Annotated in this window: 19 protein-coding genes and 2 pseudogenes; 7 read left to right on the top strand and 14 right to left on the bottom strand. The window is 42.1% G+C overall.

Annotation, left to right across the window (positions count from 1 at the left end; translation table 11 throughout):
- Window positions 1-56: 56 nt before the first annotated feature.
- Entirely contained in the window at window positions 57-2,075 is a 2,019-nt protein-coding gene (gene speA, locus RMY63_RS15165) for a biosynthetic arginine decarboxylase (RefSeq protein ID WP_322729495.1), read from the bottom strand.
- A 217-nt stretch (window positions 2,076-2,292) separates the two neighbouring features.
- Here speA and ndk point away from each other — a divergent pair, with 217 nt between their 5' ends.
- Window positions 2,293-2,742, top strand: coding sequence for a nucleoside-diphosphate kinase (ndk, locus tag RMY63_RS15170; protein ID WP_191758145.1), 450 nt, complete (start codon window positions 2,293-2,295; stop codon window positions 2,740-2,742).
- Between the two features lie 109 nt (window positions 2,743-2,851).
- Here ndk and RMY63_RS15175 read toward each other — a convergent pair whose 3' ends face one another.
- The 6 genes and pseudogenes from RMY63_RS15175 to RMY63_RS15200 all read right to left on the bottom strand — a co-directional run.
- The gene (locus tag RMY63_RS15175; protein WP_322729496.1) at window positions 2,852-3,574 is read right to left on the bottom strand and encodes a TerC family protein; all 723 of its coding nucleotides are present in this window, start codon (window positions 3,572-3,574) and stop codon (window positions 2,852-2,854) included.
- Window positions 3,575-4,089: 515 nt separating this feature from the next.
- Window positions 4,090-4,218: pseudogene (locus tag RMY63_RS15180) on the bottom strand (shikimate kinase); the annotation flags it as partial.
- The gene (locus RMY63_RS15185) at window positions 4,218-4,553 is read right to left on the bottom strand and encodes a XisI protein (protein ID WP_322729497.1); all 336 of its coding nucleotides are present in this window, start codon (window positions 4,551-4,553) and stop codon (window positions 4,218-4,220) included. The gene RMY63_RS15185 and the pseudogene RMY63_RS15180, both read right to left, overlap by 1 nt.
- Window positions 4,541-4,957, bottom strand: a complete 417-nt coding sequence (locus RMY63_RS15190) for a XisH family protein (protein WP_322729498.1) — start codon at window positions 4,955-4,957, stop codon at window positions 4,541-4,543. The genes RMY63_RS15185 and RMY63_RS15190 overlap by 13 nt, the downstream gene beginning before the upstream one ends.
- 20 nt (window positions 4,958-4,977) lie before the next feature.
- Window positions 4,978-5,523 (bottom strand): shikimate kinase, encoded by a 546-nt coding sequence (locus RMY63_RS15195; protein ID WP_322729519.1) that lies wholly within the window; start codon window positions 5,521-5,523, stop codon window positions 4,978-4,980.
- A 328-nt stretch (window positions 5,524-5,851) separates the two neighbouring features.
- Window positions 5,852-6,126 (bottom strand): annotated as a pseudogene (locus RMY63_RS15200) (NB-ARC domain-containing protein); the annotation flags it as partial.
- Between the two features lie 496 nt (window positions 6,127-6,622).
- On the opposite strand from RMY63_RS15200, the gene RMY63_RS15205 reads away from it, so the two are divergent.
- The gene (locus tag RMY63_RS15205; RefSeq protein ID WP_322729499.1) at window positions 6,623-6,817 is read left to right on the top strand and encodes a hypothetical protein; all 195 of its coding nucleotides are present in this window, start codon (window positions 6,623-6,625) and stop codon (window positions 6,815-6,817) included.
- A gap of 19 nt (window positions 6,818-6,836) precedes the next feature.
- On the opposite strand, the gene RMY63_RS15210 is transcribed toward RMY63_RS15205, so the two are convergent.
- From RMY63_RS15210 to RMY63_RS15220, 3 genes are all read right to left on the bottom strand, one after another.
- The gene (locus RMY63_RS15210) at window positions 6,837-7,538 is read right to left on the bottom strand and encodes a LapA family protein (RefSeq protein WP_322729500.1); all 702 of its coding nucleotides are present in this window, start codon (window positions 7,536-7,538) and stop codon (window positions 6,837-6,839) included.
- Between the two features lie 260 nt (window positions 7,539-7,798).
- A complete protein-coding gene (locus tag RMY63_RS15215) occupies window positions 7,799-8,419 on the bottom strand; it encodes a flavin prenyltransferase UbiX (protein ID WP_322729501.1) in 621 nt (206 codons plus the stop codon).
- Window positions 8,420-8,562: 143 nt separating this feature from the next.
- A complete protein-coding gene (locus RMY63_RS15220) occupies window positions 8,563-10,917 on the bottom strand; it encodes a ribonuclease R family protein (protein WP_322729502.1) in 2,355 nt (784 codons plus the stop codon).
- Window positions 10,918-11,946: 1,029 nt separating this feature from the next.
- Between RMY63_RS15220 and RMY63_RS15225 the strand changes: the two genes are divergently transcribed.
- Window positions 11,947-12,831, top strand: coding sequence for a hypothetical protein (locus tag RMY63_RS15225; protein WP_322729503.1), 885 nt, complete (start codon window positions 11,947-11,949; stop codon window positions 12,829-12,831).
- 686 nt (window positions 12,832-13,517) lie between these two features.
- Here RMY63_RS15225 and RMY63_RS15230 read toward each other — a convergent pair.
- Window positions 13,518-13,991 carry a hypothetical protein gene (locus tag RMY63_RS15230; RefSeq protein ID WP_322729504.1) on the bottom strand — a complete coding sequence of 158 codons (474 nt, stop codon included), beginning with the start codon at window positions 13,989-13,991 and terminating at the stop codon, window positions 13,518-13,520.
- 670 nt (window positions 13,992-14,661) lie between these two features.
- Window positions 14,662-15,273, bottom strand: a complete 612-nt coding sequence (gene clpP / locus RMY63_RS15235; RefSeq protein WP_322729505.1) for an ATP-dependent Clp endopeptidase proteolytic subunit ClpP — start codon at window positions 15,271-15,273, stop codon at window positions 14,662-14,664.
- 478 nt (window positions 15,274-15,751) lie between these two features.
- Here clpP and RMY63_RS15240 point away from each other — a divergent pair, with 478 nt between their 5' ends.
- Together RMY63_RS15240 and RMY63_RS15245 are read left to right on the top strand one after the other, a co-directional pair.
- A complete protein-coding gene (locus RMY63_RS15240; RefSeq protein WP_322729506.1) occupies window positions 15,752-15,910 on the top strand; it encodes a hypothetical protein in 159 nt (52 codons plus the stop codon).
- Between the two features lie 246 nt (window positions 15,911-16,156).
- Window positions 16,157-18,214, top strand: coding sequence for a thioredoxin domain-containing protein (locus RMY63_RS15245; RefSeq protein ID WP_322729507.1), 2,058 nt, complete (start codon window positions 16,157-16,159; stop codon window positions 18,212-18,214).
- A gap of 271 nt (window positions 18,215-18,485) precedes the next feature.
- On the opposite strand, the gene RMY63_RS15250 is transcribed toward RMY63_RS15245, so the two are convergent.
- Window positions 18,486-18,908: a type II toxin-antitoxin system VapC family toxin gene (locus tag RMY63_RS15250; protein ID WP_322729508.1), complete on the bottom strand. Its 423-nt coding sequence runs from the start codon at window positions 18,906-18,908 to the stop codon at window positions 18,486-18,488.
- On the bottom strand, window positions 18,905-19,129 hold the full coding sequence (locus tag RMY63_RS15255) for a hypothetical protein (RefSeq protein ID WP_322729509.1): 225 nt from the start codon (window positions 19,127-19,129) through the stop codon (window positions 18,905-18,907). The genes RMY63_RS15250 and RMY63_RS15255 overlap by 4 nt, the downstream gene beginning before the upstream one ends.
- Window positions 19,130-19,222: 93 nt before the next feature.
- Here RMY63_RS15255 and RMY63_RS15260 point away from each other — a divergent pair, with 93 nt between their 5' ends.
- Both RMY63_RS15260 and RMY63_RS15265 read left to right on the top strand, forming a co-directional pair.
- Window positions 19,223-19,825: a molybdenum cofactor guanylyltransferase gene (locus tag RMY63_RS15260; RefSeq protein WP_322729510.1), complete on the top strand. Its 603-nt coding sequence runs from the start codon at window positions 19,223-19,225 to the stop codon at window positions 19,823-19,825.
- A 274-nt stretch (window positions 19,826-20,099) separates the two neighbouring features.
- Window positions 20,100-22,424: a PAS domain S-box protein gene (locus RMY63_RS15265; protein ID WP_322729511.1), complete on the top strand. Its 2,325-nt coding sequence runs from the start codon at window positions 20,100-20,102 to the stop codon at window positions 22,422-22,424.
- The last annotated feature ends 3 nt before the right edge of the window (window positions 22,425-22,427 follow it).

Below are 22,427 nucleotides of genomic sequence, written 5' to 3' on the forward strand. Positions count from 1 at the left end.
TTTAAGTACTTCACTTCTAACTCTTAACTTTATTCCTAACTCTTCACTCCTAACTCCTAACTATTTAAGTACGTATATCTTCTAAGACTCTGCTCGTAGGTTTGCAGTAGTCGTTGAGATTCTGCTAGGGTGATGCGATTTTCTTCTAATGCTTTCTCGCAGCGCTGGCGAATGTTTTCCACCATATCTTCGGAGTCATACTGGACGTAGCTTACTACTTCGCTCATGGTGTCACCTTTGACAACGTGTTCAATCTGGTAGCCTTTGGGCGTTAATTGGATGTGAACGGCGTTGGTGTCACCAAATAGGTTGTGCAAATTGCCCATGATTTCCTGGTAAGCTCCATTTAAGAACATTCCCAAATAATAGGGTTCTCCAGGCTTATAGGTGTGCAGTTCTAAAACCGACTTGACATCGCGCAGGTCAATAAAGCGGTCAATTTTACCATCACTGTCGCAGGTGAGGTCTGCTAAAATTCCCCGCCGCGTTGGTTCTTCATCTAAGCGGTGGATTGGCATGATCGGAAATAGTTGATCGATCGCCCAGCAATCTGGTGCCGATTGGAACACTGACATATTTACGTAGTAGATGGAAGCCATAATTTTTTCTAGGTCTTCCAGTTCATCGGGTACGTATTCTTGCTGTCTAGTGATGTTAAGAATTTTTTGACAACAAGCCCAGTAGAGGCGTTCGGCCTTGGCTCGTTCTCTGAGGCGTAAAATTCCTAAGTTGAAGCGGCTGATGGCTTCTTCTTTGAATTGTGCAGCATCGTGGTACAACTCTTGGTAATTTTCTTGGTTGATGGATTGAAAGCTTTCCCAAAGATAATTAATAATTGGCGATTCTCCCTCTTGTGGAGGTTCTGGGATATTGAGGGGGACATCACTGGTACTAAGAACGTCGAAAATCAGCACTGATTGATGAGAAGCGATCGCTCGTCCACTTTCACTAATCAGTGTTGGTACGGAAATCTGCCGCTCTGCACAGGTATCTTTTAACTCTGCCACGATGTCGTTGGCATAGTTCTGCATGTTGTAATTTTTCGATGCATAGAAGTTGGTTTGGGAGCCATCATAATCTACGCCCAAGCCGCCACCAACATCAAGGTATTTCATATCTGCTCCCAGCATTGCCAATTCTACATAAATGCGGCTGGCTTCTTGGATAGCATCTTTAATCACATTAATGGCAGAGATTTGTGAGCCGATGTGGAAGTGCATCAGCTGCAAAGAATCGAGCAGGTTGGCTTCGCGTAATTTGTCAACAGCCTCGATTACTTCAGGCATTGTCAAACCAAATTTAGCGCGATCGCCACTAGAGGTTCCCCAACGTCCCATGCCTTGGGTACTGAGTTTAGCTCGAACCCCTAATATCGGTTTAATACCTAACTGGCGATTGGCATCTATCACCAAATCAACTTCTTCAATCTGCTCTAAGACAATGATTGGTGTTTGCCCTAGTCTTTGGGCTAACATTGCCGTTTCGATGTATTCTCGGTCTTTGTAACCGTTGCAAACTAACAATGCTCCTGGAGTATCCAACACAGCCAGAGCAATCATTAATTCTGGCTTGGAACCGGCTTCTAAACCAAATTGATTGGGTTTGCCAAATTTGACTAAATCCTCAATCAAATGCCGCTCTTGGTTGCATTTGACGGGAAAAACGCCACGGTAGACGCCAGGGTAATTATAGCGGGCGATCGCTTTGGCAAAACAAGCATTCAACCGCTCAATCCGGTCTTCCAAAATATCGGAAAAGCGAATCAACATAGGAAGTCCCAAGTTGCGCTGTTTCATGGCGTTGACCAATTCAAACAAGTCAAGAGATCCCCCGCGATCGCCCTTGGGTGCGACGGTAACGTGTCCAACAGCGCTAATGGAAAAATAAGGTTGTCCCCATCCTTCAATGCGGTACAAGGCTTCGCTATCCTCAATTTTCCAGGAGCGAGGTAAATCTCCTGTGGTAGGACTAGGTGGTAACAGTTTTTTTTGTTTATGATTTTTCACTTCAGATTTTTGTCCATTGGACGGTACTTGTACCACCTCGTCAGATGTAGCAGTTGACTCAACACCCATTTCTTCCTAACCTCTGTTTTTCACCCACGAGTTAACAATTTAGCGCATTCATTTAGGAACGTATATGCACCTAAGGATAATTTCTGAGATAAACTCTGATTGGTCATTGGTCATTAGTCATTAGTCATTGGTCATTAGTGCAAAACCCTTGGACAAAGGACAAATGACAAAGGACAAATGACAAGATAAAAAATTCATTAAGTTTTTGGAGATAGCTTTGGAACGTACATTCTTAGCAATTAAGCCAGATGGAGTACAACGGGGATTAGTGGGGGAAATTATCCGTCGCTTTGAAACCAAAGGTTTTACCCTAGTTGGTTTAAAGTTTCTGAAAGTCAGTCGGGAATTGGCTGAACAACACTATGATGTTCACCGAGAACGTCCCTTTTTTGGTGGTCTAGTGGAATTTATCACTTCTAGCCCAGTGGTAGCGATGGTATGGGAAGGTGATGGTGTCGTTGCATCTGCCAGAAAGATTATTGGTGCGACAAACCCTTTAACAGCAGAGCCAGGAACGATTCGCGGCGATTTTGGTCTGAATATTGGTCGTAACTTAATCCACGGTTCTGATGCTCAAGAAACCGCGCAACGGGAAATAGCCCTATGGTTTAAGGATGAAGAATTAGTCAGTTGGCAACCACACTTAACGCCTTGGTTGCACGAGTAAGAAAGTGGGGAGTGGGGAGTGGGGAGTGGGGAGTGGGGAGTGGGGAATAGGGAGTAAGTGAACAATTATTATTCTCCCTCATCTCCCTCATCTCCCTCATCCCCCTCACTTATTTAGAGACTTCGCTCTTTTCTGGTTCTACTTGGGGTAATTCAGTATTAACGCGCTTGGAAAATCCCCAGCCTAAAATCAGGAAGATGGCAGCAATCATGATCCATTCTGGTGGAACTAAACTATCGTTAACTACTTTCAACAACAAGCGTAAGCCCACCAAAGCTACAGTTACATAACCTGCATCTTCTAGGTTTTCATATTCGTCTAGCCAACGGATAAACAATCCCGCCATGAATCGCAGCGTAATAATACCAATTGTTGCACCCGTTAGCACTAGCCATTTTTCTTGAGAAACTGCGATCGCAGTTGTCACGCTATCTAAAGAAAATGCCAAATCTGTAAATGCAATCACAGGTATCGCTTGCAACAACGAATTAAAGCGCGGCCCGTGATGGTGATCGTCCTTGGTTTCTTCTGAGGTAAAGTGTTGGAATACCAACCACAGCAAATAAGCAGCGCCCAATAATTCAAACTGCCAGAATTGTTGTACCCAAGTGGCAGTCAGAATCAGGCTGATTCGCAGCACATAGGCAACGACTAAACCAAAGTTCAAAGCTCTACGCTCAAGTTCTTTGTCTTCCAGCCCCTTTGCGATCGCAGCTAGGGCGATGGCATTGTCGGCAGATAACAGCGCCTCTAAAAGCACCAAGATCAACAGAACTATCGGGGCTTCAACGCTGAAATGAAAGTCGAGGTAATTAAAAATTTGGTCTAGCATTCCGGGTTTCTCAAGCAGAAAAAATTAAATTTTGACAAGAACAGAGATTTTCATCTTAAAAAGCGCAATAAATTGCCACTCTAATTCAGCTTAACGTGGTTGTGGTGCATTTTGAAGGGGTTTGAATGGATGCGATCGTCGTGCAAGTAGGGTAATTTGCGTATAAGTCAATACATCAAAAGTTTTAGCATCTAGTTTAGTGCGATCGCAATGGAAGCAAGGGACTGGGAACTGGGTGAAAAGTCTTTTTGTGTCTAAGTTTTATCATCTATTGATGTCCTAATCACCAAGGCTTTTGCTATAAAATTAGAAGATAAGAACAAAAATATGGTAAGAGTTTATAGGACTCATATTTGATTGCGTGAAAAAAACTCAGTACACCTTTATTCCTTCTTCCTAGTCCCCATTACCCCTTATCCCCTTCAGGGGCCCCACAGTAATACACCCTTCTCAAATGAGGAGTAGATGATCACATTTTCATATTAGTGGGATAGGTTCTAATGAGAAACTTGTGTTTAGAGAACGTTAGGAATTGCTTCAAGTACTCGCTTGGCAACATCTTCAGGTGTATCTCCCTCTCGCTCGGTGATGTGCAAATCGGCTTGAGAGTAAAGTGGTGTTCGTTGTTCGAGGAGCGATCGCATTACGCTACGCCATAATCTGTATACTGACGCTTGTATGGAGCTTGCAAACCCAAGACAATATCCTCTCGTGGTACTCCCATCATCACTAATTCCTCTGCCGGATTGCGATCGGTTAAGTTCTGTTGCAGCCAGATTTTGCCATTTTTAATATCAAAATGCATCACGCATCGATAAATACGATTAAATCCTTGCCAACCGACATTCATCCATTGATAATGATTGCGTTCTGTGTCTAAAATGAGTTGGACTTCGACATCCTTATCCGAGACATCATCACTGGCATAGTTCGTCAACAATGTTTTAACATACTCTTGATATTTTGCTAGTTTATCCACTGTACAATCACCTCATCTACTGGATTGTAAACAATTAATAGCATCTGATACTGTTTGATCGCAGTTTGAGTAAACTCCAGTTGAAAAAATGTTTGGTACGTATCCAATGGAACTGCTAAGTATAATACTCGCTCTGGTTCATATCCTGCTAATGCTAGACGGTAACTAAGGAATTGTCCCAAAGCGGAGTAAAAATCTGTAATTGCTGAGGGGTTTAAAAAGCTTTTGATTTCAATTGCTATTTTTTTATTTCCTTTTTCTGCGGCAATTATTTTCTCTGCACCTAAATCAATTTGGAAGTTGACTTCCCCAAATTTAAATTTTAATGGATCGCTCGTAATTATCCATTGTTCTTTTTGCAAAGCTTTTTTAACTGATTGATGAAAAATATCTTTTGCAGACACAGTTAGCTCAATCTTCCCCATTAATGAGAAACAGGTTTTTTCAGCACACTAGGAATTGCTTCAAGTACTCGCTTGGCAACATCTTCAGGTGTATCTCCCTGTCGCTCGGTGATGTGCAAATCGGCTTGAGAGTAAAGTGGTGTTCGTTGTTCGAGGAGCGATCGCAACTTACCTTTAGGATCGGCATCTTGCAACAGTGGTCTTGTGGTATCCTCAGCTAAACGGCTATAAATTATCTCCACTGGCGTATCTAGCCACACTATCAAACCGTGGTGCAAGTAACCCCAATTTTCTTGCCGCAATACAATGCCCCCACCAGTTGCTATAGTCAACTTTGTAAAAGCACAAACTTGTGAAAGTACGTCGCTTTCTAACTGACGAAACCCAGCTTCACCAACTTGTGCAAATAACTGATTGATAGATTTACCTGTTGCTCGGGCAATTACATCATCGGTATCTACAAACCCATAACCCAGTTTTTTTGCTAGTAAGCGCCCTACTGTTGTCTTACCAACGCCCATAATACCAATTAAGTACAGGTTGACCCCTTGTAATAAGCTGCTCACCAGTTGCTTCGCTCCAATTATAAGTTTTGAGTGCTGAGTCACAGTTTTAAATTAACGCAAAAACTCTCTCAAACTCTCATTTCTCTGTCACCTCTGCGTCGCGCCAGTTGCTAAAGAGCGGGAACGCTAAAAGCGAACAAGTCGGGAAACTGCAAGGGCGCACTGGCTTATCTATGGTTCGTTTTCCGTTACCTGTGCGTAAAGAGTGCGATACCTTTTGGAGCGAGACGCTATGCGTAGCTTGCTTCCCCGTTCGCGCAGCGTCACGTAGAGATTGAATACAGTAGGCTTTCCTGGAGAATCAGGGGTACGCTAACGCATCTGGGTGACTCCAGTTTTTAACCTTCATTGAGTATCTGGTTTGGTTACTCAGCATTTCTTCTATGTATTTATATAATCCATTAGAAAAATAAACTCTAACAAGATTACTACTACGACTTTGATGCCGATATTAGCAATTTCCGCAGGAAGACAACTACAAAGTAAACTTCTGAGAAATTTCTTTTCAACGGATGTCAAGGCTTTTCGCTTTGTATTTATCAAGTTTACTTGTAACTTTTCTAACTAGCAATTATTTTTAAAATCTGCAAATTCATCTTTTATTTAAGAGGAATTAAATGCCATAATTACTGTTAGTAATGTATTTAAAGTAACTTAGGCAAGAGATTAATGATTATTCTGTGAAATCACCATAAGTAATAAACGATGAATTTCTCAGGAATGTAGTAATTTTCCTAAAGTAACTTGGTAATTGCTGCATAATAATCACTATGCTTAACCAAAAAATTAAAGTAGCTTGTTTGAAACTTTATCCAAATAATATCTGTCTATCTAAATAATCAAGGTTTCTACTCTGATGGTTAATTTTAAGTATATACAATACTGTGTTTCTAACAGTACATGGTCGTTATTCTAAAAGCTCAGTTATAACAAGACCGTCTCAATTAAATGTTTATGATAAAGGTGTAAATAATGACCGATTTACCGCGATCGCCCAAAAAAAGCTTACAAAGAAATTGAAGTTTCGACACAAAGACTACTGCATATTCCACCCCAATAAGCCTGAATGAATAAATATTGTATGAACGAGGTGTCAACCATGACTCGAATTCGTGACGTTGTAGAAAGAGCTTTAGCAACTGGCTATTTGACAGTTGAAGCTGAAGATCAACTACGACAACTGTTGACCACCCGATATGACTTGGAAGATTTCAATGCTTTCATGACTTTGCAGGAAGCTGCCATGATCGGTAAGGTCAAGCAGGAGTCAAGAGAGCGGTGTGGCATTAAATAGGGATGTAGCCTGCTACATTTCACCGACGGGGGCGTTTACCATCATCTTCAAAATCATCATCATCCTCAAAAAATTCCCAATCATCATCATCCGCTTGATTGCTAGTTGGCGGCTGGTAAGGGGGAATAATTACTCGGTAATCAGCATCGTAAATTGATTCAGTTTTTCCCGCAGCCGTATTTTTTGGCTCACGGTAGCTGTAGGAGTAAACTGAACCAGACTGAGAACTGCTTTTGGCTTCTGATTGACGTTCGTAAGTTGTTGAGTCTCTAGGTTGTTGAACTTTAGGGTTAGGAGTAGGCGCTTCCTCTGACTTTTTATCAAAGTTCCAATCATCATCTCTATTGCTATTTGTCTCCCAATCATCAAATCCCTCACTGCTAGACTCTTCATTTTTACTAGCTGGTGGTTGAGGACTGGTAGGGCGAGATGTAAATTCTTCTCTTTGGGTTGCTTTGGCACGACTTGGAGGGGTGGTTCCTCTGTTAGGAGTTTGGCGTTTTCCTGCGACAAAATAATTGGATAAATTAAATAAAGTAGCAATCAATATCGATGTGAAAGCACCAGTGGCAGTACTGAAAAAAATCCATATCGCTAATGGTAATGGTTGAGTTCGCACGCCCAAAAATACTAGCGAAAGGGCAGGTGAAAAATTTTGGACTAATAACAGCGTTAGTCCTCCCAGTACTGCCACCAATAGAATTAAGCGAATTACAGCCATAAAAAAGGTAAAAGGTAATAGGTAGAACGCAAAAGGCAAAAAGCAAAAGGCAAAAGGCAAAAGGCAAAAGTAACTCTATCTTTCTTTTTCCCTTCTCTGCAAGACGCTGCGCGAACGGGTGACGCTCCTACGTCGTTAACGCTGCGCTAACGCCACTTGACGCCAGTCCGCTCAAGTCGGGAGACCTTTCCTGTGCGGCTGGCTCCTTTATGCCGGGGAACCCGTCCACCGCAGTGGCTCACCTTTTTACTTTTACCTTTTTACCTCCTTCCTTGCCACCGCTGAATTGGGATGCAGTCAATATCTAGTTGATCTAAAGCACGGGCAACTACAAAATCAACTAAATCCTCGATGGTTTGGGGATTGTGATACCAGGCGGGAATAGCGGGGACAACTCTCACTCCAACTTCTGCTAAAGAGGTTAAGTTACGCAGGTGGATGAGGCTAAAAGGCGTTTCACGCGGGACAATAACCAGCTTTCGCCCTTCTTTGAGTTGGACATCTGCTGCCCGTTCTAGTAAATCGGAACTCAAGCCAACCGCTAGCTTTGCCACTGTACTCATGCTGCATGGAATAATCATCATCCCCAGAGTCGCAAAGGAACCGCTGGCAATTCCGGCTCCGACATCGCTCCAAGGATGACACCTGAGTTTACCCAAAAGTGCAACTCCAGCTTGCTCTCGCCAGAATTGTTCTTGCCCGGTTGGTTCTGGTGGCATCCGAATTTCCTGTTCTGACTGCCAAACCATGTAAGTTGATTTAGAGGCAACCAATTCAATACTATACTCCGCTTCTAGCAAAAATTTGAGCGCGCGAACAGCGTAAATCAGACCAGATGCGCCCGATACGCCTAAAATTAAAGGTTTAGTGTGATTTGACACGTAAGTTTTAGTTTAAAAGAGGCAGGGGGCAGGGGGCAGAGGGGCAGAGGGGCAGAGGGGCAGAGGGGCAGAGGGGAAAGACTTACTACAACTTCTTTCTTGCTCCCCTGCTCCCCTGCTCCCTGCTCCCCTGCTTTTTCACTTTACTCATCCTCAGAGTAAGGATCTAGATCATCAGGCTCCATGTCATTTGGTAAGTAGAGGTCTGAAAGGTCTTCACGGGAATCATTGCCAGTTAATCCTTTGGGGACGCCATCGCTGCCGACTGTTACCAAATCAATTTGCTGACGGTAGTAATCGACACTTTTAACTTGGACAGCGACGCGATCGCCTAGTCTATAAGAAGCGCGATTTTTGCGACCAAACAGTGCCTGTTGTCTGGCGCGATATTCATACCAATCATCTTTGAGAGAACTGACGTGTACCAATCCTTCTACTCTCAGGGGTATACCAGGATTAGTGCTAGATTCAATCTCAGCTGCTGGTACTTCAATTTCCACAAAGAAACCGTAGGATTGAACACCGGTAATCACGCCTTGAAATACCTCACCAATCCGCTGCTTCATCAGTTGGGCTTTTTGCAGTCCTGCTAAATCAGCTTCGGCTTCTTGGACTTCTTTTTCTCGGTCATTGATTTGGACAATTACCCTAGTCAAATCGCTTTGCAGTTCTTGTTGCAATTCTGGGGGTAAAACGTTCCAGTTAATTTCCTCGTGGCTGGAGGAGTGGCGCAAGTTAACCCGCTCTCTGACACGGGTATTGCGGCGATCGCGTCCGTTTTCGAGTAGCGTGTAATACACTCTCTGCATCAGCAAATCTGGAAAACGCCGCAAGGGAGCGCTAAAATGGACATATTGCGGTAATGCCAGACCAAAGTGAGATCCTTTGGTGGTACTGTACGCAGACGGCTTAAGGGTATCTTGTAATAAGTAAGTAAGAACTTGCTCAGAGGGAGATTCAGCAAAAGCTGTGGTCAAATGTTGGTAATCTAAGGGTTGGATATCAACTTCTGGATCTAATGTGAGGTCAACGCCTAAATTGACTGCCAATTTCAGCATTTCCTGGACATCTTCAACATCAGGAGTACCTTGGACTCGCCAGATAGCGGGAACACCAAGGGCATTTAAGTGAGTTGCAAACAGTTGATTAACTAACAGTACCAACTCCGTGAGTAGCGATCGCACTGGTAAATCATTCACCACCACAGCGCCAAGAATCCCCTCATCATAATAGGCGTTTTGGCTAGGCGGCAAATTCAACTGGAGGCTACCACGAGTCAAGCGTACCTGTTTCACGGCTGTTTGCAAGGCTTGCAGGTCTTGCAGGATTTGGGAAACCTGTGATGATTTATCTTGAGTTTCACCTGTAAGAATTGCTTGGGCAAGTTCAGTAGTCAGTGCAGTTTCGACGTTGATTACACTGGGTTGAATTTCCCACTCCAGCACTTCTCCCGATTGGGGATCGATGGTAATTAAAAAAGAGATGGTTAAGCGATCGCTCCCAGGTACTAAAGAACAGCGTTCTACCACAGTTGGGGGCAAGATTGGCAACACCAATTCTCCCAGATACACTGATTTACCCCGTTTGAGTGCTTCTCTATCTAGGGCTTCGTCAGGTTGGACATAGTGAGAAACATCGGTGATATGAACGCCCAAAAGCCAATTTCCGGCTAAGTTTTTTTCTAAACTAAAAGCGTTTTCTATAACTTTGGTATCGCTATTTATCCCTTCAATCGTCAGAGTATACAAATTGCGTAAATCCAGCCGATTTTTCAGGTCTGCTTTCAGGAGCTTTTTGGGCAACTTGGCGGCTGCTTCTAGAACATTATCTGGAAAAGTCCGGGAAAGGTCGTGTTTGCACGTAACTAAATCTATATCAGCTGCGGCTTCGGCATCACTGCCGAGGATTTGCACCACTCGACCAAGGGGAGGATATTGTGCCAACGGGTAACGCAAAACTTCTACATGAACCAGGTGATCGATCGCTTCTTCTAACTTTGCCCCGTTCGGTTGAATCTTGAGTTCAAACAGCAATCGATCATCTAAAGGCACAGCCCGAAAACCAGTTTCTACTTGCTTAATTCGTGCTAGTAAAGTGTGATTAGAACGTTCGAGAATCAGCTTCACCTCCCCTTCAGGAGAGCGACGGCGACTGCCTTCTTTAAGAACTCTTACCAAAACGCGATCGCCATTCCAAGCATTACTCAGATGACTTTCGCGGATGTAGATATCCTCGGCTCCTTCCACATCTTGAATAGCAAAGCAAAAGCCTTTACTAGAACAACGGAGTTTTGCCTCGATTATTCCCTCTTCTGAAACACGGCGGTACTTGCCCCGTTCTTTTACTAAAATACCGATTTTTTCTAGAACATCTAAGGCAATGTGAAGTTTCTGTAAACTTTTTTCATCTTCACAGCCAAGTTTCTTTTCTAAAACCTTCCGAGCTACCAATTTATCATCGGTGAAATTGGCAAGGAGTGTAGCGATTGAAAATTCCATGCAGTGAACCGACCTTTGGTCAAAACATCATTTGTTGTTTAATCTGGTTCTTTTCTGTATACCCTCACGGCTTACAGAAACAAGCTGGAAACTAATTGCTCTGAAGCAAGCTTCCTAAGTTCTGAGGAAAGGAAGCCCGACCCAGTAAGAGCGGGAAACTACTCCCACAGTTCCTTTGCAAAGAAGCCGACCCACAGACAACTCTGGGCATTTACGAACTTCTCACTGCACTATGCTCTCAGAATTCGCCTGCGTTCAAGTCCCTTCACCTAACCAAACTTAAGATTGCACGCCTGATGAAAATTTAGCCCCGCTAGGTAATTACGCGACGGGTTTTTGAGAAGCTGGGTTTAGAGAATCCATACTGCCCAAAAGCGCTATGCAGGGGAGCCACTACCATCTTGGGGTCTCCCCAAGTGGAGGAGGCAGTGCGGTCTTGGGGTCTCCCCAAGTGGAGCAACTGCCGTCAAGTGGCGTGGAAACTACAGGTGTTTGATTGTCTAGAGAGAAGGTAATTTTACGCCATTAGACTCTGATTTTAACTAGGAGGAACTGCTGGTGAACCCAATTTTCCCACATGTAGAATCGGTAACAATTAGGTAAGCAGCTTAATAAGCAGCGAGGGCGAACCTTATCTCCACTATTGTAGATTTAGAGGGCACTTCCAGAAAATAGTTCTAGATATAGACTTGGGTAATCAGTATAGCATTGCAAGCAAGACTACCCAGATAAGTTAGCACTGACCAAAAATTTCGTCAAAAAAGAGCTACTGCTACAATTGGGACATCGGGCAAAGCAAGAATATTACTTTAAAGGGACTGGGGATTGGGTATTAGAGACTGGCGATAGGCATATTAAAATAATTCTTTCCCAGTCCCAAGTCCTTCTAGTACTGCCTTGAACTTCTGGCGATAGGCATATTAAAATAATTCTTTCCCAGTCCCCAGTCCCCATTACCCCTTATCCCCAGAGGGGGCCCCACCATCCCCAGTCCCCAGTCCCCAGCAGATTTAAATTGGTAGCAGTATTATGTTGGCTCAATTCCAGAGCTTGTATCCCAAGGGCAGTTTGATTTCTGAATTAGTGCAAATTTTTCAAGGAAAATATATTGTTCGGGCAAGCGTGCAAATTGAAGGTGTAACCCGTGCTACGGGTATGGCAGCGGCAGAAACAGTAGAAGCCGCAGAAGACCAAGCCAGAACCAGGGCGTTGATAGTTTTGGGTATTACAAACGCGCCACCAGAATCAGTGATGCTGACCTCAAATACAGTTTCTCCAGCACAGCTAAATCCTTCCTTGAATACTAAAGGTGGATTGAGTGAGCCTGCTGCTTATTCCTCTGCTAAAGATGAGGATTTTGTTAGTAGTCAGTGGCCAGCAGTCAGCGACAAAGAAATATCTATACCGCCTTCCAAAGAACGGAATATCAAACCAGAAGTAGTAACAAGCAATAACGAACAGTACGGCTACAGCAATGTTGCGCCCCTAAACGATACCTATAGCCAAGATTTAGGTCAAAACTTTCCTATGACTGCCAACCGGGAGCTAGAATTCAATCCTCCAGTTGAGAACTTGGAAATAAATTTTGATAACCAGCCAGAAAATCAAACTTTTCCGGCAATTTCTGCCAACAATGTCACACCATTTACACCCCGAAGTTACAGCCCTCAAGAAAATGTCACTACCCCGTCAGTGACAGGAAAGAGAAAGAAAAAAGCTGAACCCGTTGATTTATCGGATGTAATTGCTAAAACAGATGTCGAACTTCAGCGTTTAGGCTGGACACCAGAACAGGGACGGGAGCATTTAATTGAAACCTACGGTAAGCGCGGGCGGACTTTGCTAACTGAAGAAGAATTACACGGATTCCTCAAATACCTGCAATCTCAGCCAGACCCATTAGCGGGATTTTAGTTAGTCATTAGTCATTCTTCATTTGTAATTAGGACTTACGCACACTCTACGAATTCTCGGCGCTCTTCTCTTCTCCTTCGGAGACGCTAACGCGAACGATACGCTGCGCGTTGGCGTCAGCCTCTCGCAGAGAAGGCGGTTCGAGAAATTAAGCTTTTTAGCAATTTTTGCATAACTCTTAGTAATAACTAATACGAAGTTGCCAAAGATAGTATTATTTGAGCGGAAATAAAAACTGTCACCCAATTTTAGATTTTGGATTGACGATAGCGAAGCGTTAGCGAGTCCGCGTACTCTGTAAGAGTTGCAAGCTACGCGTAGCGTCTCGTAGAGAGCGTATGCGTGGATTAACCTCTCCTTATAAAGAAGAGGCTTAAATATTGAAAATTTTTGAATTTTCTTCCCGACTTAAGTTGGGGGCTTGAAACCTTTTTTAGATTCTAGATTTCAATTTAATCCAAAATCTACGCATCTAAAATCTAAAATTGTCTCGGTCATTGACTATGCCTTGTGTGCGAATTGAAATTGTGCCACACCTGGGCTATCCAGAATTGACTCGTCTAGAACTTATGCATTGACAAAGTAGACAATTAGTAAGTTAGGGTTAACGAGGGAAAAATACCCTCTTGAGTTGAGAAAGATCAAAAGCGCGATCGCGCTTTTGATCAGCGAGTTTACAGGATTGACTACACCCGTGCATCTACACTGACTTGATACTGAACTTTGTTTGAGCTAAACTGTCTGCTCCGGATAATGACGAAGTAATTTCCTGCGGCTAGATTCTGACGTGTAATTTGGTGGGAAAATGAGTCGCGACTTTGGCCAATCACTTCGCCTTGATTGCGATCAATTTGACCATTGTTGTTTGAATCCCTAACTAATAACAAATCTGTCCGTCCTCCGTTCGGGGCAACGCCTTCCAGTTTTAAACGTAAGTTAGAGCGCCCGGTGAGTAGCACTGTTCTAAAGTCTTCTAAATCATCAGTGGTGGTCACATCGCCTTTGATCTGAAGAAATCCTTGACCACTATTTAAATTCCCCTCGAAATCCGCGGCAAAAATGCTATTGTCGTTATCGGGTGTCGCAAAAGCTGGGGAAACCAATCCACAAGTCAATAAAGTTAGCAACGTTAGCTTGAGACTCGATTTGAAGCAATTCATGATGTTTCTTCCTGAAGATAAATGATTGATTTTTGGTATTACACACTGTACAAAATGACTTGGTGTCTTTGTAACCTAAATCTAAATTAAGCTTTTAATAAAACAAATACAGTCTGAAAAAGACTTTAATAGTATGAAGTTGAAAATAAAATTCAAATTGCTTGGTATTATTTAGTCACAAAAAGTTTGTTTTGATAACATTGATCTACTCCAGCAAACTAGTTTTTAGGCTGTTGTAGAGCGACAAATTATAGTTCTTCCCAACTTTTGGTGATCCTATGTCAGGATCGAAATGTGTATCTTGAGACAATTAAAAGTTGAAATTTCTTCAATAGACCTCTTGCAAAAGTCCCCTAACACCCCACCCCCAACCCCTAAGAGCAAGCGGGGAACTCGGGGCCCCCTCTGGGGATTAGGGGCAGGGAGAATTTGACGTAAGTCAAAGGCGGGGTGGGGTTCTTTTTTTGATTTATGCAAGAAGTCTAATATCTGCTACCGGATCAAGACTACCTTCATCTCGAAAAATGGGATCTTGACCCTTTAAAATCGAGTTTTGAACTTCTAAATCAACTTTTGAAGTCAAATAACCCCTCTTCACTTATGAAAAGGGGTTATTTTTAGGGTTTAAGGAAATTAAAAGTAGTAAATCACCATTTAGCAATCGTGACTATTAATTAAGAACAGCAACTGCTGGGCGACTACCAGCGGAGTGACGGTCAATCACTTGGTCAATCAAACCGTATTCCCTGGCTTCCTCTGGCGACATGAAAAAGTCACGTTCAGTATCTTCAGCAATCCGCTCAATTGGTTGACCTGTATGTTCGGCTAAATAGTCGTTTAGCCGCCGCTTGTGGTAGAGAATTTCCCGCGCCTGAATTTCAATATCAGTCGCCTGTCCTTGAGCGCCGCCTAGAGGTTGATGAATCATAATCCGAGAATGGGGTAGACTCATCCGCTTACCTTTAGTACCTGCGCTGAGGAGGAAAGCGCCCATACTCGCCGCCAATCCGGTACAAATTGTACAGACATCAGGGCGAATATGCTTCATAGTGTCAAAAATGCCCATACCAGCCGTCACCGAACCACCGGGAGAATTGATGTACATATAAATGTCTTTCTCCGGGTCTTCAGCATCCAAATACAGCAGTTGGGCAACAATCAAGTTAGCGATGTTGTTGTCAACTTGTTGTCCCAAAAAAATGATGCGCTCACGCAACAGCCGTGAGTAGATGTCAAAGGCGCGTTCACCTCGACCCGATTGTTCAATAACGATAGGAATCATGGAAGCGTGTTTGTGGCTACTTTAAATACATTTTATCGGTGACAGCACGAAACTGGGGCTGATCTCTACTATTCCCAAGTAGATATAAGTAAATCTTGGCTATTCTGTCTTATTCAATGAAGGAGCAAAATGTGCTTTTGCAATAGATTTAACCTCCAAGGGCACTTTTTAGCAACAAAAGCTGTCTAAGAAAATATCCCGGTTTAGGGAAGAATAAATCAAAAAACTTTAATTGTCGCCAATCTTATATCTCAAACTTTGCTGCATAACCTTGGCGATGTATTAACTAGACCGATAACCGAAATCCGATTTGCTTAGGGAATTATGTTTACTTACAGTAACATTTTTAACATTTTTTTAGGATTTCCTTCGGCATTTATCAAGTTATTTTTGTTAGATTCGGTAAATCAGGAGTACGAGGTGTATTTAGAATAACCAGTCGTAGTTGAAATGCTATCCATTCAGAGAGAGACGTGCCATGCTGGAAAAACTTATACAAGCCGCCATCATCACCTTCTTGCTCCATCTGATAGCAGGACTTAGCCCAAATACTTTAATGCAAACAAAGACAGCATCTCCTATTCAGCAAGAAACGCCACCAAATATTGTTAGCTTGCTATTGCGATCTTTTCAATAAGAATGTTTCAGAAGTTGCACAGATGTAACTAAGTCGGCGTACATAAACCCAATTACATAGATGATTTCCTTGTAGTTAGCGCTGACTACAAAACTGCAATTTTTTACACCAACTTACTTAGGCGATATTAAAAACAAAGGGATAATTCGCTCGTTGAGTTTCTTACTTAATGTACATAGCTGTCTAGGCTAACACTCCTGAGAACAGGGTAGACTGAGCAAAGAAGGCAACTACTTGCGTTTGATCATGACTAATCGCCTTGCTGAAGCTAAGAGCCTCTATCTCCGCAAACACGCCGAAAACCCAATTGATTGGTGGCCTTGGTGTGATGAAGCACTTGCAACTGCAAGGGCGCAAAATAAACCGATTTTTCTTTCCATTGGCTACTCTAGTTGCCACTGGTGCACTGTCATGGAAGGCGAGGCTTTTTCTGATATTGCGATCGCTGACTACATGAATACTAATTATCTTCCCATCAAAGTAGACAGGGAAGAAAGACCTGACCTCGATAGCATCTATATGCAGGCTTTGCAGATGATGAGCGGTCAAGGGGGTTGGCCTTTAAATATTTTTCTTTCTCCAGAAGATTTAGTACCGTTTTACGCTGGTACTTATTTCCCTGTAGACCCGCGCTATGGTCGTCCGGGATTTTTGCAGGTGTTGCAAGCGCTTCGCCGTTATTACGATACAGAAAAAGCAGAATTACAGCAACGTAAAGCTTTAATTGTTGAGTCTCTGCTCACGTCTGCGGTGTTGCAAGATGGTACAACAGATGAGCTTGAAGACCATGAATTACTCCGCCAAGGTTGGGAAACCAGCACAGGTATAATTACTCCTAGTCAATCTGGTAATAGCTTTCCGATGATTCCCTACACAGAATTAGCACTGCGGGGAACTCGATTTAATTTTGAATCTCAGTATGATGGCAAGCAAGTTTGTACCCAGCGGGGACTAGACTTAGCGCTGGGCGGCATTTACGACCATGTAGCTGGTGGCTTTCATCGCTATACTGTTGACCCTACTTGGACAGTACCCCACTTTGAAAAGATGCTTTACGACAATGGACAAATTGTCGAGTATCTGGCTTCTTTATGGAGTGCAGGAGTACAAGAGCCAGCCTTTGAGAAGGCGGTTGCTGGAACTGTACAATGGCTGAAGCGAGAAATGACTGCGCCAGAAGGTTACTTCTATGCTGCTCAAGATGCCGATAGCTTCACTGAACCTACAACGGTAGAGCCAGAAGAAGGAGCCTTTTACGTCTGGAGTTACAGCGAATTACAACAACTGTTAACGCCTGAAGAATTAACGGAATTACAACAACAGTTTACTGTTACCCCTAACGGCAACTTTGAAGGACATAATGTTTTGCAAAGACGCCATTCAGGCAAACTGAATGCAACGCTAGAAACGGCACTCAGTAAACTGTTTACCGCTCGTTATGGCGTTAATTCTGAGTCACTAGAAACTTTTCCTCCTGCTCGTAACAACCAAGAAGCAAAAACCACTAACTGGCCAGGTCGCATTCCCTCGGTGACAGATACGAAAATGATTGTCGCTTGGAATAGCTTGATGATTTCTGGGCTGGCTAGGGCTGCTGGGGTTTTCCAACAACCTTTATACTTGGAATTAGCAGCACAAGCGGCGAATTTTATTTTGGAAAATCAGTTTGTCGATGGGCGTTTCCAGAGACTCAACTATCAAGGAGAACCAACCGTTTTAGCGCAGTCTGAAGATTATGCTTTGTTTGTTAAAGCTCTCTTGGATTTACAAGCTTCCAACCCTGAGCAGGAGCAATGGTTAGAAAATGCGATCGCTATCCAAGATGAATTTAACGAATTTCTCTGGAGTGTAGAATTAGGTGGCTATTATAACACATCAAGCGATTATAGTCAAGATTTAATTGTCAGAGAGCGTAGTTACGCAGATAATGCGACACCATCAGCCAATGGAATTGCGATCGCAAACCTTGTGCGTCTAGCCCTACTCACCGATAATCTAGATTATTTGGATTTAGCGGAACTTGGTTTGAAAGCTTTTAGGAGTGTAATGCATCGCGCTCCCCAAGCTTGTCCCAGCTTGTTTACAGCTTTGGATTGGTATCGAAACTCTACCTTGATTCGCAGCACAACTGAGCAAATCAACGCTTTGATTCCCAAGTATTTACCTGCGGCTGTGTTTGCCATAACATCTGATTTTCCAGAGGGAAGCGTTGGGTTAGTTTGCCAAGGTTTGAAGTGTCTGGCACCAGCAGAAAGTGTAGAGCATTTATTGCACCAAGTCCAGCAAAGTCAGGTGAGGGTGTAATATAGTTTTATTACTCCCAACTAGAATGTTACCAGCAGGTCATCCAGTCCCAATCGTAACTTTCTGCACGGTTGCTCATTTGACCGAGACAATTTTAGATTTTAGATTTTAGATTTTGGATTAAATTGAAATCTAGAATCTAAAAAAAGGTTTCAAGCCCCCGACTTAAGTCGGGAAGAAAATTCCCAAATTTTCAATATTTAAGCCTCTTCTTTATAAGGAGAGGTTAATCCAAAATCTAAAATTGAGTGACCCCGTATAGTGATGATGCCTAAACAGACCAAGGATTAACCATTACAACCCCTGTCCCAGCAAAATCTTTTTCGTTACGGGTGACAAGTGATAAAGAGTTATGAATTGCCATCGCTGCAATAAGAGAATCCATGAGAGGTAGAGGTCGCCCATTCTGTTCTAGTTGCCCGACTAAATTTCCCCACAACACCATTGTTGAGACATCTATATTTAAGATTCTTTGTTGAAAGCGATTGGGTAGGGTTTCATTCAGCCAAATTGTTAGAGATTCTTTGCGTTTAGATGCAGTAATTTTGCTGATGCCTTTAGCGATTTCGCCAATTGTAATGACGCTGAGGTAAAGTGTTTCTGGCACTTCGGCATCTAGCCAATCTAAAACTTGTTGATGTGGTTGTTTGGCAACAAGTTCGGAAATCACGCAGGTGTCAAGGAGATAGGTCATGGGGTGAAGGCATCGCTCTTAAGAGTGCGATCTCGACTAAGGTCAAGTTCTTCGGTGAGTTCAGCCAGGGGGGATTGACGGAAAAACTCTGAGAGTTTGCTTGGTTGATCTGGGTGGGTGTTGTTGTGTGTAGTCAGGCTTTGGGCAAGGAGTTGGATGATGTAGAGTTTATCGTTGGGGGAAAGCTGAAGGAGTTGTTGTTCGAGTTCTTGGATAGGCATGATGGGGTTTAAGTACAAGATAAATTTATTCTACTTTCAGCGTCAGGGGTTAATTTAGTTTGACTCGTTTATTACCCTCTATTTTTTTGACGAATGACTATTAACTCATGTAGCAAATTAACCGCGATTGTATTAGCAGGCGGTAAAAGTTCTCGCATGGGTCAAGATAAAGCCTTGATTCCCATTCAAGGGATACCATTGTTGCAGCGAGTTTGTGGGATTGCCAAAGACTGCGCTGATGTTGTTTATGTAGTAACTCCCTGGCCAGAACGCTATCAAGACTTGCTTTTGGCTGGTTGTCAGTTTATTCGGGAAGTACCTTTGTCTGGAAAATCTCTAGCCCACGGGCCTTTAGTTGGTTTTGCTCAAGGGTTAGCCGAAGTCAAAACAGATTGGGTGCTGTTGCTAGCTTGCGATTTGCCGAGGTTGCAGGTTGAGGTGTTGCAAGATTGGGCAAGTAGACTTGATAGTGTAGGGGATAATGCGATCGCAGCTTTAGCTTGTCATCCTAAAGGCTGGGAACCTCTGTGTGGTTTCTATCGCCGTCGCTGTTTGCCACAACTCCTAGAGTTTATCAACCAAGGGGAGCGATCGTTTCAACAGTGGCTTCAGCAATATCCTGTAGAAGTTTTGCCCTTAGCAGAACCAGAAATGCTGTTTAACTGTAATACGCCAGAGGACTTAGCTTTAAGTTGAATTGGAGAGTCGGGACTTAATCGTGAACTGAACCTGCGGAAACTCTGGTAATAAAGTCATTTTTCGGATGATTTGAACACAATAGTATAAAGTATCAGACATGTTTTACACTTGTGTAAGATATTCGCTTAAAGGAACAAGAAATCAACATGAATATGAAATTATTGATGGACAGCAGAGAATAGAAATTTTTCCTATCAAAAATTAATAGTTGTTTGAAATTTCAACTCATTAAAATTAGTACATAATAAAAATTTTTATTTCATAACCCCTAATGCTATTTCCTGAAAATGAAAGCCAAAGAAGTTTTAATTTACTTTTCTCTAAAAATCCCAACCCTATGTGGGTATATAACCAGAATAATCTACAATTTTTAGATGTAAATGAAGCTGCTGTTGTTCACTACGGCTACTCACGAAAAGAGTTCTTGCAAATGCGAATAACTGACATTCGCCCTTCAGAAGATGTGCCCATCTTGCTTGAATATTTAGAAGAAAAGCGCTCTAATTTAGATTTTACTGGGCGATGGCGACATCAACGAAAAGACGGACAGATTATTGATGTTGAAATTTTCACACAGACAATAGACTATAATAGTTATAAGGCTCGCTTAGTTCATATACGAGACATCACAGAACACAAACAAATAGAAAGAATTCTTCAACAAAGTGAAGCTAGATTTCGAGTTATTTCTGAAGCCATTCCTGTTCCATTTATTATTTCACGTGTGTCTGATGGATTAATTTTATACGCTAATACAGAGTTACTTCAAACATTTCAGTTTTCTCCAGAGTATTTAGTTAATCATAAAAAAACTGTAGATTTATATCATAATTTTTCAGATTTAGAAGCGCTGCTAAAAATTCTTAATAAACAAGGTTTTATTCATAATTATGAACTTCAATTAAAAAGAGCAGATGGAACTCATTTTTGGGCGATCGCTTCTTTACAATATTTAAGTTTTAACAATGAATCAGCAATTTTAACAGTATTTAATGATATTAATGACCGCAAAAATGCCGAAACAAAACTCCAAGAACAAAATGAGTTTTTACGAATAATTTTTGAGAGTATACCATTGATGATTGCCCTGATAAATGCCAATGGTGAACTCCAGTGGGTGAATCAAGAATGGGAAAATCTTCTCGGTTGGAAATTTCAAGATTTCCAAACTTATGATGTTTTAGAAAAACTATATCCTAATCCTGAATATCGACAGTATGTAATTAGTTTTATGCAGTCTGCACAACGCATTTGGGGTGACTTTAAAACTCAGATGCGCGATGGTCGTTTATTGGATACATCTTGGACTAATGTTTACCTTTCAAATGGTCAAATTATCGGTATTGGACAAGATATCACAGAACGTAAGCAAACTGAACTAGCTCTAAAAGCCCAAGCCGAGCGAGAGCAATTGATGCGAACTGTTGCTCAACGGATTCGTCAATCTTTGAATCTTCAAGATATTCTAAATGCAACAGTTCGAGAAGTGCGAGATTTACTTGGGGTTGATCGAGTAGTAGTTTATCAATTTGACTCAGAGATGATCGGCACAATTATGGCAGAATCAGTGGAACCTAGATGGACGGTTTCTTTGGATGTAAAGATTCATGATACGTGTTTTCAAACAGGCGCAGGAGTGGAATATTATCAGGGACGCAAACGAGCGATCGCTAATATTTATGAAGCTGGACTAACTGATTGCCATATTCGCCTGTTAGAACAGTTTGAGGTGAAAGCAAATTTAGTTGTGCCCATTCTACTAGAAGTAAGCTCTCAAAACCCTGGCTCTCACATTTGGGGTTTACTGATTGCTCACCAATGCTCTGGTTTTCGTGAGTGGGAAGAAAATCAATTAGATTTGCTTGATCAAGTGACAGTCCAATTAGCGATCGCAATTCAACAATCCAGCATCTTAGAACAAGCTCAAACTGAACTTGTTCAAAGACAAAAAGCTCAAATCAAGTTAAAAAATGCCTTGGCTGAAAAAGAAGTTCTTTTAAAAGAAGTTCATCATCGAGTTAAAAATAATTTGCAAATTGTCTCCAGTTTATTACAACTTCAGTCTCAAACACTCAAAGACCCAGAAATAATCAAAGTTCTTCGAGAAAGTCAAAATCGAATTGAGTCAATATCTCTAATTCACAAAAATTTATATACTTCCGCTAATATAGGACAAATTGATGTCGCTGACTATATCAGTAATTTAGCAGCCAGTTTGCTAATTTCCTATCAAATATGTCCTGGTAAAATTTCTCTAGAAACTGATATAGATTCAGTAAGTTTGAATGTCGATCAAGCTATTGCCTGTGGATTGGTGATTAACGAATTAATCTCCAATGCTCTCAAACACGCTTTTCCCAATCAACAAGCAGGCACAATCAGTATTGCTTTACGCAATGTTGGCAATAGTATCGAGATGACTATCCGAGATAATGGGATTGGTTTACCAGATAATTTAGATTGGAGAAATACTGATTCTTTGGGTCTGTCGTTAGTATATGACTTAGTTACAGAACAACTAGAAGGCGACATTACTCTAGAACGCAATCATGGAACAGTATTCAAAATTAAATTCACGCAGTTAACTTTGCATTAATAA

It is taken from the genome of Nostoc sp. ChiQUE01b, assembly GCF_034531255.1.
Classification (GTDB): domain Bacteria; phylum Cyanobacteriota; class Cyanobacteriia; order Cyanobacteriales; family Nostocaceae; genus Nostoc.